This is a genomic window from Dyadobacter sp. CY312 (assembly GCF_021390535.1).
GTDB lineage: Bacteria > Bacteroidota > Bacteroidia > Cytophagales > Spirosomataceae > Dyadobacter.
The window spans coordinates 95749-111583 of the sequence record NZ_JAJUXG010000001.1; the positions used below are offsets into that span (position 1 = coordinate 95749).

Consider the following 15835-nt stretch of genomic DNA (forward strand, 5'->3'; position numbering starts at 1 on the left):
ATCCCAGTTAAGCTGACTAACCATGGCAAGACATATTCATTTAGCACTGTTGGCGGGTTTCTTGTTGCTGGCTTCATGTCTGCACTCCGCTGTTATCGAGCCGGTTAAACTTTTTAACGGCAGGAATTTCGAAGGGTGGGAGGGCGATACCACGCATACCTGGCGTATTGTGGAAGGTACGATTGTAGGTGGGTCACTGGATAAGGAAGTTCCCCACAATAATTTCCTTTGTACCCGCAAAAGTTACTCCGATTTTGTGCTGAAAGTCAAATTTAAACTATCCGGTACAAAAGGTTTTATCAATTCCGGAGTTCAGTTTCATAGTAAGCGCGCCACAGAACCAGCGTACGAAATGGTCGGTTACCAGGCGGATTTGGGAGATAAGTTTTGGGCAAGTCTTTATGATGAATCCAGAAGAAATAAGACTCTTGCTGCACCCGACACGGCACTCATAACAAAAATTTTGAAGCCAAATGAGTGGAACGACTATGAGATACATAGCCAAAAAGGGAGAATTAGATTGTATTTAAACGGAACAATGACGGTCGATTACACCGAAGAAGACAAGTCGCTTCCGCAATCAGGAATTATTGGATTGCAGATTCACGGTGGCGGAAGCGCGTTGGTTGCGTTTAAAGACCTCGTTATTCGCGAGCTGTAAATATATTGTTCTTATCCGGAGCGTTTAGTTTGAAATTCTTATTCACTCGAAATTTAACCTGCATGAGCCTTAACCGCCGAAATTTTCTCAGGAATGTAACTGCTGCTTCCGCTTTGCTGGCAACGGAAAGTGTTGCCAAGCCATTCAGTATTATCCGTGACCTCAAAAAAGGTAGTCCTAACGATAAGATCAGGTTTGCCACCATCGGTATGGGAATTCAGGGGCATCAGGACACCAGGGCGGCTTTGCGGGCAGGTAGTACGGAATTTGTAGCAGCTGCGGATCTTTACGACGGTAGGTTGACAAGGGTAAAGGAAGTGTTTGGGAAAGACATTTTTACGACCAGAGATTACAGGGAGATTTTAGATCGAAAGGATGTGGATGCGGTACTTATTGTCACTCCGGATCACTGGCACGACCATATAACCAAGGCATCATTAAAAGCTGGTAAACATGTGTATTGTGAAAAACCGATGGTTCAGCAAATTAATGAAGGGCTTTCTGTGATTGATGCCTGGAAAAAGTCGGGGAAAACGATGCAGATCGGAAGCCAGCGGATCAGCTCAGCTTCCTTTCGTGAAGCCAAGCGCCTCTTTCAGGCGGGAGATATAGGCGATATCAACTATGTGGAATCCAACAGTGACCGTTTTAACGCCATCGGAGCCTGGAACTACTCCATTCCAACAGATGCGTCGTTGAGCACGGTAGATTGGGACACCTTTCTGGGAGATGCGCCGAAGGTTCCTTTTGATGCCAAAAGATTTTTCCGCTGGCGAAACTACCGCGACTATGGAACGGGTGTAGCGGGCGATCTCTTTGTCCATCTCATCACAGGTGTGCACTTTGTGACCAACACACTCGGCCCGGAAAGGATTTTCTCCTCTGGTGAGCTTAGTTACTGGAAAGACGGGCGCGATGTACCGGATGTGTTGGTATCAATACTGGAATACCCAAAAACCGACCTTCATGCTAATTTTCAGATGGTGCTGCGAGTGAATTTCGCCAATGCCGGTGCCATTGCTAACAACACCCGCATTATTGGGACAGAAGGACAAATTGAATTCACAGAAAATAATCTCATACTAACCCGTAAGAAACTTCCTGAGGCGCCCGGCTTCGGAGGATATGATAGCTACAACACATTTTCGGAAAGCGAGCAACTCGCATTTAAAAAGCAGTATGATTCGCGGTATCCTGAAAGCACCCGAAAGGCTGAGCCGGTTAAGGAAGTAAAGTTCGTTGCACCTCAGGAAGATGATGCCCACGCAAATCATTTCCGGGACTTTTTTGAGAACATCAGAAAAGGCAGCCTGGGCACGGTAGAAGATCCTGTTTTCGGTTTCAGGGCCGCGGCACCTGTATTGGCCTGCAACAGCAGCTATTTTGAAAAGAAGGTAATTCACTGGGATCCTCTGAATATGAAGATCAAAAAGGGTTAACAAAAAATCCGGCTGCTGCGCCGGATTTTTTGCTTGTTAATCTACTACAATCTCTCTGATGCCCTGGCAAAGCTCGCGCATCTCTTGATAAGCGGCATTGTTATTGTCTTGCTTATTGAATTTGACAAGCATATCTCCTGGCGTGGACTCCACATGAAAAGTGGTTCCATTAGCCAATTTGATGTCTTTCTCTGCATCCTCTTCATGGTCTGCAAAAATTCGGTTGGGTTTCAACATTTTGTTGACGTACTGCTGAACTTCAACCGTTTTCTTTCGGTCATAGTGCGCAGTGAAGATGAACTCTGTATCCGAATCCTTCACCGAAACTTTTAAGTCCTTATTTCTTGAACAGGACGTAAGAATCAGCACGGATAGAAACAGTTGTGCGATAATTTTTTCTTTTAATTTCATGGCTTTTTTGTAAATGTAAAACAAGGTACTTGGTATTATACAGTAGCAAGTTAGTATTATTTTTTTGTTTTATGAATTTTGGTCAATAAATGTCATTTGGTTGAACCGTCATTCTCATCTTCGGGCAATTTAATCCGGCATTGTTTTGATAATGTCTTCTTTCTAAACGTTTATATCATGGCAGATAAGACATTGAAAGACCTTAGTAAGGTTATGAAAGACATAGCATCTCTGTATGTTGCCTACAACTACCGTCTACAGACAGCTGGTATCGCGCCAGATGAGCAACAATGAACATAGTAGAGTACAACGGGAATTCCTATTTCTATACCAGAGAAAAACCCCGCACTTTTGCTGATATTGAAAAGAATAATCATGTCACTTTCCGGGGTAAGAAGGAATTTTGTATCGGTTGCAGGCAAGGCACAACTTAATACAGACCGTAAGCTCATGGAAGCACATTGGGTCAAACAACTTGATCAGTAGCTTGAAAAAGGAATAGATACGCCTGGTATGGTGATGATTGAAGTGAAGGCGCACAGAATAAAATATTGGCAGGGTATGGATGAAGGTGAGATGAAGTTGTAGCCATGATAAGTGCTGTCGGGTGTTTGAAGCCATCGTTTAAAATCACATTTCCACTAAACTTCGAAAAGATGAAAATGAAGAAGACCAGATTATTTGTAACGTTAATGCTCGCACTTTTTTGTGGCCGAGCAGTTGTCGGTAATGCCGCCAAAGCATCAGCTGAAAGGGTTTTTATGGTAGCAACTGCGGATGACAACCAGGAAAGAGTGGAGGTAGAGGTAAAGAACTTACCTGAAAAGGTGAAAGCCTCTGTGGGTCACGACACGGAACTGGCATGGACCATACTCAAAGCATATCTGATTACCAATACGGACAAGACACAATATTATGAGTTATTTGTTCAGAAACCGGATGGTGAAACCTGGATGAAGGTGGATAAGGAGGGAAAGGTATTCAACTGACAATGACACATCAAGTGCGGAGAATTGTCCCAAAAACGGGTATTTTTTAAACAATAGTTTGTAGAGATAAAATATGTAATATTCTTATTGTCAATTCATTGTATAATTTGGTTTGCTTTTATTATGGTTCTGTGAGAGCGTTTAAGCTTAAAAACTAAAAGTTAACTATTAAAAGACAGATCATGAAAAAGCTAATAGTATCGGCTCTTGCCTTAACCCTTATCTCTTTCGCCTCTGTACAGGCTGATAATACCTTGAAGACAGCAGGCGTCATGGCAAACAGTGCCTATGATTCTCAGGAAAAAGTTAGCGTGAAGCCGGAAAGTTTGCCTGATGGCGTGAAAAAGACAATTGCGAGCGACGCATTCTCCGGCTGGAAAGTTATTTCAGCCTTCCTGGTCACCAACACTGATAAAACGCAGTATTACGAACTGAATGTAAAAAATGGTGATGAGTCAGCCAGGGTTAAGCTGGACAAGGACGGCAATAATGTAGAGTAATTGCAATAAGTATATAGCAAGACAAAGTGGCCAGATCTCAATGAGATTTGGCCACTTTCTTTGTTACAAGGCACTGTGCTAAACGATGAAATATTAGCTGAATTTGTTCTGGCTATCATACGCCAGACCCAGTCCAACACTGGATAGTTTGTTTTCATCTGCCAGCTGCGCATTGGGGAACATTCTCTTGAATTCCGACTGCACAGAGGGTACCTCGGTGGTTCCACCCGTTAAAATCACAAGATCAATGTCCTCTCTGGCAACACCCGCTTCGCGAAGGCATTGCATTGCTGCTTCCGAAATTTTCTGAATTTGCTGGGAAATGGCTCCATCAAATTGCTCACGTGTCACGGTGGTTGAAAGTCCCTCTTCAATAAAGGTGAAAGGAGTTTCATACTGGTCGGAATCTGTAAGGGCGATCTTGGTTTCTTCCGTTATAGCGAGTAACGCATGTCCAGTCTCTTGCTCCAAAACCTGCAACAATCGCTTAAAACGAGGTTTATCGTGTGATTCGTAGAGCAGTTGCCGGGTCTGCGAAATAATTTTGGTCGTATAAAGCATGTTAACTTTGCTCCATTCAGATAGGTCATAATAGTGACGAAGCGGCACTTCGAGATTCTTCACACCGTATGTGCTTTTGTATCCAATCTCAGGCATGATGGCAGCCAGACTCAGATCTTTGTCAAAATCATTACCGCCAATTCTTACACCAGTATTGGCAAGAATATCACCAGATCGGTCGTGTTTGTTGATGTATTTGTTGGATAGCCTAATCACCGTAAAGTCAGAAGTGCCGCCTCCAAGATCGGCTACTAGAGCCAGTTTTTCGCCTGTGATATTTACCTCATGAGCAAACGCAGCTGCGATTGGCTCGTATTGAAAATCAATGTTTTTAAACCCCAAAAGTTGTGCTACCGATCTTAACTCTGCTTGAGCCCTGTTGTTAGCTTCCGGGTCATTATCGACAAAATGTACGGGACGACCCATCACAACGTTCTCAATTTCCTGTCCGGCTTGCGCATCCGCCTTTTCTTTGAGATTTTGAAGAAAGGAAGCGATAATCTGGTCAAATTTCATGTGCTCTCCATTGACCATCGTGCCCTGCTTCATAATAGGAGTGCCGAGAACACGTTTCAAACTCCTCATCAAACGTCCTGGCTGGCGGGTTAAAAACTTGTTTACGGCTTCCCTTCCATAATAAGGAACATTTCCTTTTCTCAGAAAAAACATGGCACTAGGTACTGTGACGCTGCTGCCTTCTACGGGCACGAGACGGATGTCTCCGTTGTTTGCATTGGCTATACTTGAATTGGAGGTGCCGAAATCTATTCCGCAGGAAATCTTGGTCATGTTAAATTTCAAAAATTTGGGGGCGCAATTTCTGATTAATCCGCTGCAATAGCAATTACTTTCGGATGTAAAATTGCATATGCACGATGAATGAAATTATATAAGGGAATTATCCTGCATTTCACTGAATACCGGAACAGACAATCACTCATATATCGCTGTTGCAAATAACTACTTCTGAGATTTTGTACTAAATAGCGGCTGCGTTTACAACCATTTTGAGTACTTTGGTTTCATAAGATTGCGGGTCGGTGCAGCAGAATCTCCTGGCATGGATTTGGAGGATTTTTGGTTAAATAATAAATTCTTGTCCACCCTTAAATTTGCATGTTTATGGAAATCAAACGTAACGATGCCACCATCAACCGGCCGGAGGGTAGCCGTGTTATTGATGCGCCATATGTTTTCATGGATATCCCTGCATTTACCGACCAGTTAAGAGAAGAAAAAAGTTGGGACAAAGGTGATCGAAATAGCATCACGGTCTTTAAATCGGAAGAAATTACAATCGTAGTTTCAGCCCTTAAAGCGGGTGCAGAAATCAGGAATAGTGCGGCGGACGTGCTTTTCACTGTCATGGTATTACAGGGTGAAGTTGTGATCACCACCGATGATGTGGAGCGGGATATTACAAAAGGGCAGGCGGTGGCGTTTCATCCGCATGTGCTGCATTCAATTCGTGCCATTTCAGATTCTAATCTATTAATAACCAGTTATTGTACAGCGGAATAACGTGCAGACATGGACAAAATAATAACAAGGAGGAAGATGATTAAAGGAAGTTGCGCCATCATTGGGGCTGCTGGGTTTAACACGCTGCCCTTGTTTGCATTCAATAACACCATGATCAACCGTGCTATTCCTTCGTCCAAAGAAAAAATTCCAGTTATAGGATTGGGATCGTGGCAGCAATTCGATGTTGGGGAAGCTAATGCAGAGCGAAATCCGCTTAAAGAGGTTTTGCTGAAAATGAACGAAATGGGTGGAAAGATGATTGATGCATCTCCCATGTATGGTCGTGCAGAACAGGTCATTGGTGATCTGAGTACAGAACTGGCGCTGAACAATAAGTTCTTTTTAGCTACAAAGGTCTGGACAACCGGAAAGCAGGAGGGTATAGAACAAATGACCGCATCCCTCCAAAAAATGAAAAGGACAAGCCTTGATCTGATGCAGGTACATAATTTACAAAACTGGCAAACGCATCTGAAAACTCTGCAGGGCTGGAAGGAATCAGGAAAAGTAAGGTATATTGGAGTAACGCATTATACTGACTCTGCCCACGACAGGTTGGAAAGTATTGTGAAATCAAAAGTTGTGGATTTCGTCCAGTTTAATTATTCCATCAGGTCGAGGAATGCTGAGAAAAGTTTGCTGAAGGCAGCCAGGGATAATGGTGTAGCCGTCATCATCAATGAGCCATTTGAACAAGGCGAATTGTTTAGATTTGTAAAAGGAAAATCGCTGCCGGCATGGTCTGAAGACTATGGTATTAAATCGTGGGCCCAGTTTTTTCTGAAATATATCATCAGTGATCCGGGTGTGACGTGCGTCATTCCCGGCACTTCCGACGTTAAACATATTACAGACAACCTTGGAGCAGGCTTTGGGCAACTCCCCGACGTGCAAGGCCGCAAGAAAATGTTAGAATGGATTACTACAATTTAAGTACATGATTTCAATTATTATCTGCTCTGCCAATGAGCAGGATTTAAAGGCAGTAAGCCAGAATATCTCAGAGACCATCGGCGTCGTTCATGAGATTATCGCTATTGATAATTCTGACGGGAAAAAGGGTATTTGTGAAATTTACAATATTGGGGCCAGGAAAGCGCAGTATGATGTAATGTGCTTTATGCACGAGGATATTGAGATGGTATCGCAGGACTGGGGTAGGAAGTTGATTGAAATTTTTGAAATGAATCCAAAAATCGGACTTGTCGGAGTTGCAGGGGGCGGTTATAAGTCTGTTGTGCCATCCAGTTGGTATAATGCAGATTTGGAAAGTAACGGAGCCTTCTACTGTAATTTGATTCAGGGTTTTAAATACTCACGCAAACCTGAATTTCATGATTACCGAAACCCCCGCAACCAACAACTTTCTTTGGTTGCTTGTATAGATGGTTGCTGGATGTGTACAAGAAAAAGTATTTCGGAAAAGTATCCTTTTGACTCGGATTTATTGCAGTCATTTCATGGCTATGACCTTGATTTCTCTCTGGCCGTAAGTCAGGAATACAACGTTGCCGTAACCTATGAAATCTTACTTAGGCACTTCTCCGAAGGTAAGTTTGATGATGGCTGGGAAGAAGACACGTTGAAAGTGCACAAGAAATGGAGCCGGATATTGCCTGTTAACACGGATAGGCTGGATGAGTCCACATTGTCGCGATATGAGAGGCGTGCTTACAAGGTATATTTTAATAAATCGCTGGATAAGAATATCTCGTACAAAAAATTAATGACGATTATCGGCTACGCCAGACAATCCAGGATTTTTCCGTTACGGGTTCATCCAAAGCTTTATCTGGATTTATGGAAAGTAAGTAGGGAGAGAATAAGGGAAGGCAAGCACTAATGATCTGACTCGGGTAGTTCATAACCAAGTTCGGCTAGATACGGGCCCCAAAACCACAGGTGCTGGTCCCACGCATGACAGCCGAATGGAAGTTGATTTTTGGTGTGGAACATGGATTGTGTCAATCTGTTTTCAAATGAAAACTTTAATGCTGTTTTGTACAGCGGTATTTTCAACCTAGGCCATTTACGATTGACCTCTACACTCCAGAAAACATCCTCGTGAAACTGATGTTCTTCGCGTTGATTATATTCATTTATTTTCTCTTTAAATGAAATAGCCAGGTTGTAAAATTTTTTTACTCTTCGCAGGGAAAATCCACCATTCCCAACCATGTTATCAAATTGCCTATCGCTTGGTACACCATCTTCCAAAGTATTGAAAAATATATTGTAGCGGGTATTCAGCCTCGTTTTCCATTCTTTAACAAAATCTGGATTCGCAAGACGCTTTAACCATGGTGCTCCGATGTAATCGTATTTTCGGGAACACCAAGTTAAAAGCTCATCGCGCAAAACAAAGGCATCAAGTTGATGAATCAGTATAAATTCGTATTCATCGAAACTCTGGTAAAACTCAGCAGAAAGCATGAGCTTGTTATATCCTTGAATTCCGTTGAAATAAACATCATCAAAAGATATTGTATCAGTAAACCTATCTGCCCCCTCTATTTTATCCAAACTAAGGGAAGCAGGTTTTATGGCCAGAATGGGGTGTTTACCCAGAACATTCAAGCATTGTTTCAATGAAATCGATTCAAGATCAGTAAGTTCCGGCTTGTAAAACGGGACTACAACCGCAACCCTCTTTTTGTCTTTCATATTACAATGTTACGCTGTCCTATTTTTTGTCCAGCATTTCCACAATAGATTCAAGGTGCTCCTGGAAGAAAAAGTCATACCCATTTTCACCCTCCGGTATCACGTTGATCACTTCAAAAGATGTTTCCAAAATCCTCGGTACTTTCAGAGATTCAGCAATGGAGAACGGAAATGACTGATTACCAATGAAAAATTTGGATCCGGCAATAATTTGCGCCATTTCCAGGAAGTTGCTAACCTGCACCCATTTAATATGCGGTATCGTTTTCTTAATATCCTTATATTCCGATTCAACCCCTATGAAAACTATATTCTGATAATCGTTGAGAAACTTGTAGTTGACTGTAAAATTGCGATAACGCTCACTTCGAGCCATTACAATGGTATCAGCATAGAATTTATTTGGCTCAACTGTCACCCAGGGTGTCCACAAAATTGGATTTACGCCAGTTAAGTAGCTGCACCAACGGGCAATATTTCCTTTGTCGAGCGGAACACCTCCGGAACGGAAGTAATCTAGATCAATATCGATGGTCTGGTCAGTCAGAATTTCACACAGGTCAATATAAGGTTGTGGGCGAAGTAAAGCCATGAGCATATCTGCCATCTTCTCATTCAGCATTACATTTCCCAAAGGGTGGGTGTTATAGCCGGACAATTTCAAAGGCTGACCAAGTCTCAGATACAACTCCACCGGCACATTTGTGAGAGCTTTTATCTGCCGGATCGTGGGTAAAGCATAAATCACATCGCCGGCGTTACCACTGTGGCACAGCCGGATTCTGCCATTCTTCTTCGCATACTCAATGATTTTGCCAGGAGTAGTCAGCTTTTCTGCATTACTTATAAAATTGGCAAACTCAACATGTTTGTGGTTTGCAAGTTCCCACTTGTACTGCTTATACTTTATCCTGTCTGTATGTTTTAGCCAAAGTCGTGCAACAAGATTTTTCTTTTTAAACATATTATTTTTCAATTAGATCTCGTCAGCTATTTTATTCATTGAAAGTCTGCATGTCAATTAGTCTTCGATAAAGACCGTTTCTGGCCATTAGCTCCTGATGGTTGCCCTGTTCGCGTATTCTTCCGTCTTCAAGCACCACAATCATATCTGCATTTTGTATTGTGCTCAACCTGTGCGCAATCACCAGAGAGGTACGGTTTTTCATCAGGTTATTGAGAGCCTCCTGAACCAGCTTTTCCGATTCGGTGTCCAACGCAGATGTGGCCTCATCAAGCAGCATCACCGGCGGGTTTTTCAGGACCGCTCTTGCAATACAAATCCGTTGCTTTTGCCCGCCTGACAGTTTCATGCCGCGGTCACCAATATTGCTTTCATAGCCATTCTCGGTCTGCAATATAAATTCGTGTGCATTAGCAATTCTTGCAGCATTTTCCACTTCTTCATAGGTTGCGTCGGGGCGACCAAAGGCAATGTTGTTAAAAATGGTATCATTGAATAGCATAGATTCCTGATTAACAACACCGATAAGTGACCAGAGCGATTCCAGTTTTATGTTTTTGACATCCACTCCATCCACAGTAACCTGGCCGCTTTCTGCTTCAATAAATCTTGGAATCAGATCCATCAAGGTCGATTTTCCACCACCGGATGGGCCAACCAGAGCAATTGTTTTTCCCTTTGGAATGGTCAGGTTAATGGAATCCAAAACACGTCTGCCCGGATAGGAAAACGATAGATTTTCCAGTTTGATAGCTTGGTTAAAGCTTGTTACATCAATGGCGTCGGGAGCGTCGGAAATAACGGGTTTCTCATCGATAAGTTCCAAAATCCTTTCACCTGCGGCGATACCGGAATGAATGCTGCTGAATGACTCTGTAATAGCCTTTGCCGGACGCATTACCTGTGAGAAAATGGCTATGTATGCTACGAACTGGGCACCCGTCAGATCCGATTGCCCGTTCAATATAAGCCACCCGCCGTAAAGTACAATTGAACTAACCATAGCCACACCCAAAAACTCAGAGACGGGGGCACCCAATTGCTGGCGTTTGGCCATTTTACGACCTAACTCGGAAAAACGTATGTTTTCATTGTGAAACTTATCCTTGATGGATTCAGTAGCGTTGAAAGACTTAATGATTTTGATACCCGATAGCGCCTCATCAAGGTAACTGATCATAAGACCAAATAAGTGCTGCGCTTCCGCAGCTTGTTCTTTAAGGCGTTTAACAATTTTAGAAATTAAAAACGCAGAGATTGGAATAACGAGTACGGCAAATATGGTAAGCTTGAATGAAATGCTGAAAAGCATGAAGACATAAGCCAGAAGCTGCAAGGGTTCTTTAAATACAACCTGGAGCGTCCCCGTTACGGAAAACTGTACAACACCTACGTCAGAGGCGATCTTCGCAATGATATCTCCTTTACGCTGGTTGCTGAAATAGCCTACGTGAAGGTTCATAACATTGTTAAACACGGTTTTTCTGATATTGAGCAGGGTGTATATCCGCAAATTTTCCATGATTCTTTGCGAGAAGTACTTGAACACATTGCCTAAAAGAACAGACAAAACCGTAACTCCGCAGACAATTTTAAGAGCCTGAAAAGGTCCCTCATTGATGCTGATCTGTTCGGCGTAGTAATTCAGATATCCTGTAACGTTAAGCCAGCTGTCGGGCTTTGTTAGCGGTATCTGATTCTCCACACCTTTGACAAAAAGTGTGTCGAGCAGAGGTGCCAGCAACACCAGCTGCATCGTAGTAAAAAATACCCCGAGAAGGGTTAATAGGATATACGGTATAGCAAATTTCTCAATCGGTCTTGCAAAAGAGAGGAGTCTGAAATAGGTCTTCATTTGTTAATTTAATGGTCGGCAAAATGCGACCGTGAATCTTTATAAACGCTCAAAGCGTATACAAAGATTGCCCATTCAAGGGTTTGAATGATAATATGTGGACTTAAATTTATATTAAAGTTTGATTACCTGCTTGTATTTCAGCATGATATGTATTTTTTGAATCACGTCAATAATACCTATTTCCGAATGATAGCGTTTCATTTGTCGGTTGAACGAGTTCTTTTTCCTGCGCAGACCTTTCAGATTTTTAAGGAAATCCAGATATGCTTCTGCTTTGTAAAATTGCAGGGTAAACAGTCCCAAAAGTACATCACACAATAATACCTGAATGTGCCAGAAAAGTAGGTCGCTTCCGTACAAGTGAAGAAAATGAACGTAATATCTGTTTCGGAAGTGGATTTTCTTGATGGCTCTTTTGTGATTATGAATCTTTGTACTTGCTGACACTTCATGGCGGCAAACGGCGTCATGTTCGTAATAGCATTTCCAACCTAACCTCCAGGCGCGGATAGACAACTCCTGATCCTCGCCATAGTAAGGATTAAACATTTCATTAAATCCATTGATGGACTTAAGTTTCTGAGTATCCATAAGAGCAATCGCACCTGATAGATAGAACGTTGGTGTGAATGATTCCTGTTCGTTCACATGGAAGAAATCACCCGACTTAATTTTGCGACCCATAATCTTTGGAGAACGGGCAGCTTCACGGATCAGGTCATCGTCCATTCCTATTATCCTTCCCATCACTCCAAACGTATCCTCTCTTTCGAAGTATTTATAGAGCTTCTCAAAATAGTCCTTTTCAAGAGTTACATCAGTATTAAGAAGGAAAATTAGCTCATTGTTTGCCTCTTTGATCCCGAGGTTGCAGGTATTGGAGAATCCGGAATTAACCTCCTTTTCAATAAGCGTAATGCGACCACTGTATTTTTCTTTGAGGTAGGCAACGGAGTCATCCGTGGAGGCATCGTCTATCACGATGACCTGCACATCTGTTTCCAGCTCACTCAGTATATTAAGATTATGATCGAAATATTTTTCGAATAAATGTTTTCCGTTATAATTCGGAATCACCACAGAGATGCTTCTCATCAACAATGCTGGTTAAAGTGTACTGTAAAGCGTGTATTCGATATCAGTATACAGTTGGTTGTTTAGATGTAATTTTTGCTCTTTCAAGACACTTACAAGCCTGGTTTCAAAAAACCACCCTCGTCGGCGCATGCAATAATTGAACCACAATTGACTATAACCTACTAGCAGGTACGCACGTTACTGATGCTATGTTACAGAACAACCGCTTTTATTTATTTGCGAAAGAGTAGGGTATGAGAAAATTTTCTTGTTGCGGGTTGACTATGCCGATGGGTTCGGAATCTGGTGGCCTGAACCTACTATTGGGCATTGAGATATTAAAATACCTTTTTGAAATATCATTTTTTGCGATTTTTTTAGTCATTGGTGTTTTAGATGCTCCCATATCGGCATCTTAATTTAATTTGAGCGTAATATACGAACTTACCTACAAAGCCATCCCGATTATAAATTTCCACCTGCTTTTCAGTGGATAGATATAAGACGGCGAAATAGCTGAAATGGTTGTAGAGGTAGAGAAAAAAAAGGTAAATTTTCTCATATTTTTTTCGCATTTTATCTGTAATGATTGATTTTCAGCCAAATGATCATATTTTACAATTGGTGTTTTGTGGTCAAAATGGGTAAAAGTTTCTCAGTTTTAGTCATCATCAAGCGTTCAAGGTAATTGTTTATTGTAGAAATTAAGAGGAATTTAGAGTTTTCAATAAGCTAAATTCAACTTTTTGGCTCGCTCATTTGTTGACAGAGTTGTGAGATGTTTCCATCGCTGCCGGTGACGCACCTTACTCAATTATACCCGTTCACTAAGCTCTGCGTCTTTCATTGATGAATACTTTGGATTATAATACACCCACGTCAGATACATTTCCGGTCGCCACTTATAAGGCTGCACGCGCAGTTGCACACGTAGTGGAAAAGCACTTTAATAACCACCATCAATCTGCCATCAAACACTATGAACAGGAACTGGCGCCAAAGCCGGACGCAAGAGCCATTGAAGCGATCATCGATACGGTTTTTTGGGCGAGCCTGAGACGTGAGGAGGGGAGATCACCCAAAATATCGATTGCCTATCTTGATCCTGCCAGCGCGGAAAACCCACTCGTGTTTGGTGAGAAACTGAAATTCTCAGCCAACACGCTTACCAAGCTAGCTCCTGCTGTGGAGCGGTCGGGTATTCACTTGGGTGTGTGGTATTATGACAATGAGCTCTACATTTGGGGTACCACGAGATATATACCTGGATTGTGTTTTGTAGCAGAGGTAATTGAACCAGGTATGCTGGTCATCAAACACCGCAGGGTGGATGGTTTTGGCAAGTTTGTTAACGTAGCCGTACTTAAAGGAGATCAGATAAAAGTTATTAACGAAGAAAGCGGAAAGGTCCGGGATTGCCCTTCACTTATTAACTCAATGATTGGCTTCACTTCGTCTTCCATCTGGAATGATTCACTTAATGTGCTCGTTCAGCTGTCCGTGTCTATGAGAGAGCATGGCAGGGGAGGTATTTTGCTGGTTGTACCGTCCGGGTCAGACAATTGGCGTGACTCCATCATTCACCCGATCTCATATGCCGTGGCGCCTGCATTTTCCGAATTGGCCCAATTGCAACAGCAACACTCAGACAGCATCAGTAAGGTCATTTGGCAAAGCCAGCTTACGTCAGCCATTCACAATCTTGCCGGGTTAACCGCTGTGGATGGTGCTACTATTATCAATGACCGCTATGAATTACTGGCATTTGGTGCTAAAATCGGTAGGTCTCCGCATGGAAAACCCGTGGAAGAAATGTTGGTTACAGAGCCGATTATCGGTAACGAAGGTATGGTTGTTCACCCGGTCCAAAATGGAGGAACACGGCATTTGTCCGCCGCACAGTTTATACATGATCAACACGATGCAATTGCCCTTGTGGCTTCTCAGGATGGTCGTTTTACAATTTTTTCCTGGTCTGGCTGTGAAGAAAAAGTTCAGGCCCATCGGGTGGACGCACTGCTGTTGTAACTAATCGAAAAGATCCAGCTGGTCAGGATCTTTGGATTTACGCCATCGTATCGGTGGCTCTCCAAAATTAGAAAGGGAAATACCGAGCAATCTTACAGTCTTTTCTTCCGTGTCAACTTTTTCAAGGAGTTGTCGCGCGACTTCCGTAATGGTATCATAATCGCTGACAGGGTGAGCAAAGGACTGGTTACGTGTAATTTGTGTAAAATCGCTGTACTTAATTTTAAGCGTTATAGTTCTGCCTGCAAGTTGATTTTTTTGGAGTCTGTTAAATACGGTCAGACCGATCCGATCAATCTCCTTATGCATTTCCCCGGTTGTTGCCAGGTCATAAGTGAAGGTGTCTTCGGCTCCGAGTGACTTTGTCTCTCTGTGGGGCTGTACTTCCCTGTCATCGATTCCGCGTACAATTCTGTAATAAAAGTGCCCGGTTTTTCCGAAATGTTTGACAAGTTCGTTTTCTGATAACTGTTTGAGATCCGCCCCGGTAAACAGGTTCATACCCTTCATCTTATCGGCGGTGACTTTACCGACCCCGAAAAACTTTTCCACCGGAAGGTTATTGACAAAAGCCTCAATTTTTGAAGGACCAATAAAAGTAAGACCATCTGGTTTGTTGATGTCAGAGGCTATTTTGGCGACAAATTTGTTTGTTGATACTCCTGCGGAAGCTGTAAGATTCAGCTCATCTTTGATCGCTTCTTTTATTTGCCTGGCAATTTCAAGTGCTGATCCAATATTTAACTTGTCCTCACTCACATCCAAAAACGCCTCGTCAAGAGAAAGGGGTTCAATGATGTCAGTGTACCTGTGAAAAATCTCACGAATTGCTCTTGATGCAGTTTTATAGGCTTCAAATCTTGGATATACGAAAATGATGTGCGGGCACAATTGCATGGCTTTACGGGAAGGCATAGCGGATCGTACCCCAAATTTTCTTGCTTCGTAACTCGCTGTTGCAACAACGCCGCGACCTGTTGGCGATCCTCCAACAGCAATAGGTTTTCCCCGATACTCAGGATTGTCGCGCTGTTCAACCGACGCGTAAAATGCATCCATATCAATGTGGATGATCTTGCGTGTTCTTACAACGGGTTCAGTCATAACCAGGGCTTTCGTGCTTGCAAAGTGTTCAGAGCTCTTCAAATCTAACGATTCA

General features: G+C 42.6%; 15 protein-coding genes. 8 read left to right on the forward strand and 7 right to left on the reverse strand.

What is annotated here, in order from left to right; genetic code table 11:
- Positions 1-22: 22 nt before the first annotated feature.
- Positions 23-661, forward strand: a complete 639-nt coding sequence (locus LZG71_RS00405) for a DUF1080 domain-containing protein (RefSeq protein ID WP_233816044.1) — start codon at positions 23-25, stop codon at positions 659-661.
- Positions 662-723: 62 nt separating this feature from the next.
- On the forward strand, positions 724-2100 hold the full coding sequence (locus tag LZG71_RS00410) for a Gfo/Idh/MocA family protein (protein ID WP_233816045.1): 1377 nt from the start codon (positions 724-726) through the stop codon (positions 2098-2100).
- A gap of 36 nt (positions 2101-2136) precedes the next feature.
- Here LZG71_RS00410 and LZG71_RS00415 read toward each other — a convergent pair whose 3' ends face one another.
- Positions 2137-2511 carry a hypothetical protein gene (locus LZG71_RS00415; RefSeq protein ID WP_233816046.1) on the reverse strand — a complete coding sequence of 125 codons (375 nt, stop codon included), beginning with the start codon at positions 2509-2511 and terminating at the stop codon, positions 2137-2139.
- 656 nt (positions 2512-3167) lie between these two features.
- Between LZG71_RS00415 and LZG71_RS00420 the strand changes: the two genes are divergently transcribed.
- Together LZG71_RS00420 and LZG71_RS00425 are read left to right on the forward strand one after the other, a co-directional pair.
- Entirely contained in the window at positions 3168-3500 is a 333-nt protein-coding gene (locus tag LZG71_RS00420) for a hypothetical protein (protein WP_233816047.1), read from the forward strand.
- A gap of 182 nt (positions 3501-3682) precedes the next feature.
- On the forward strand, positions 3683-4000 hold the full coding sequence (locus LZG71_RS00425; RefSeq protein ID WP_233816048.1) for a hypothetical protein: 318 nt from the start codon (positions 3683-3685) through the stop codon (positions 3998-4000).
- A 93-nt stretch (positions 4001-4093) separates the two neighbouring features.
- Here the strand turns inward: LZG71_RS00425 and LZG71_RS00430 are convergent, their stop codons facing one another.
- Positions 4094-5350 carry an Hsp70 family protein gene (locus LZG71_RS00430; protein ID WP_233816049.1) on the reverse strand — a complete coding sequence of 419 codons (1257 nt, stop codon included), beginning with the start codon at positions 5348-5350 and terminating at the stop codon, positions 4094-4096.
- 333 nt (positions 5351-5683) lie between these two features.
- Here LZG71_RS00430 and LZG71_RS00435 point away from each other — a divergent pair, with 333 nt between their 5' ends.
- The 3 genes from LZG71_RS00435 to LZG71_RS00445 are packed head-to-tail and all read left to right on the forward strand — an operon-like array spanning position 5684 to position 7928.
- Positions 5684-6082: a cupin domain-containing protein gene (locus LZG71_RS00435; RefSeq protein ID WP_233816050.1), complete on the forward strand. Its 399-nt coding sequence runs from the start codon at positions 5684-5686 to the stop codon at positions 6080-6082.
- Between the two features lie 9 nt (positions 6083-6091).
- Positions 6092-7018 carry an aldo/keto reductase gene (locus LZG71_RS00440; RefSeq protein WP_233816051.1) on the forward strand — a complete coding sequence of 309 codons (927 nt, stop codon included), beginning with the start codon at positions 6092-6094 and terminating at the stop codon, positions 7016-7018.
- Between the two features lie 4 nt (positions 7019-7022).
- On the forward strand, positions 7023-7928 hold the full coding sequence (locus LZG71_RS00445; RefSeq protein ID WP_233816052.1) for a glycosyltransferase: 906 nt from the start codon (positions 7023-7025) through the stop codon (positions 7926-7928).
- Here the strand turns inward: LZG71_RS00445 and LZG71_RS00450 are convergent.
- The 4 genes from LZG71_RS00450 to LZG71_RS00465 form a co-directional block, all read right to left on the reverse strand.
- The gene (locus tag LZG71_RS00450) at positions 7925-8608 is read right to left on the reverse strand and encodes a DUF5672 family protein (protein ID WP_233816053.1); all 684 of its coding nucleotides are present in this window, start codon (positions 8606-8608) and stop codon (positions 7925-7927) included. The genes LZG71_RS00445 and LZG71_RS00450 overlap by 4 nt on opposite strands.
- Positions 8609-8768: 160 nt before the next feature.
- Positions 8769-9713, reverse strand: a complete 945-nt coding sequence (locus tag LZG71_RS00455) for a hypothetical protein (RefSeq protein ID WP_233816054.1) — start codon at positions 9711-9713, stop codon at positions 8769-8771.
- A gap of 31 nt (positions 9714-9744) precedes the next feature.
- Positions 9745-11568 carry an ABC transporter ATP-binding protein gene (locus LZG71_RS00460; RefSeq protein WP_233816055.1) on the reverse strand — a complete coding sequence of 608 codons (1824 nt, stop codon included), beginning with the start codon at positions 11566-11568 and terminating at the stop codon, positions 9745-9747.
- A 114-nt stretch (positions 11569-11682) separates the two neighbouring features.
- Positions 11683-12666 (reverse strand): glycosyltransferase family 2 protein, encoded by a 984-nt coding sequence (locus LZG71_RS00465; protein WP_233816056.1) that lies wholly within the window; start codon positions 12664-12666, stop codon positions 11683-11685.
- An 831-nt stretch (positions 12667-13497) separates the two neighbouring features.
- Between LZG71_RS00465 and LZG71_RS00470 the strand changes: the two genes are divergently transcribed.
- Positions 13498-14676 carry a putative sensor domain DACNV-containing protein gene (locus LZG71_RS00470; RefSeq protein WP_233816057.1) on the forward strand — a complete coding sequence of 393 codons (1179 nt, stop codon included), beginning with the start codon at positions 13498-13500 and terminating at the stop codon, positions 14674-14676.
- Here LZG71_RS00470 and dinB read toward each other — a convergent pair whose 3' ends face one another.
- The gene (gene dinB, locus LZG71_RS00475; protein ID WP_233816058.1) at positions 14677-15780 is read right to left on the reverse strand and encodes a DNA polymerase IV; all 1104 of its coding nucleotides are present in this window, start codon (positions 15778-15780) and stop codon (positions 14677-14679) included. It lies immediately after the preceding gene.
- Between the last annotated feature and the right edge of the window lie 55 nt (positions 15781-15835).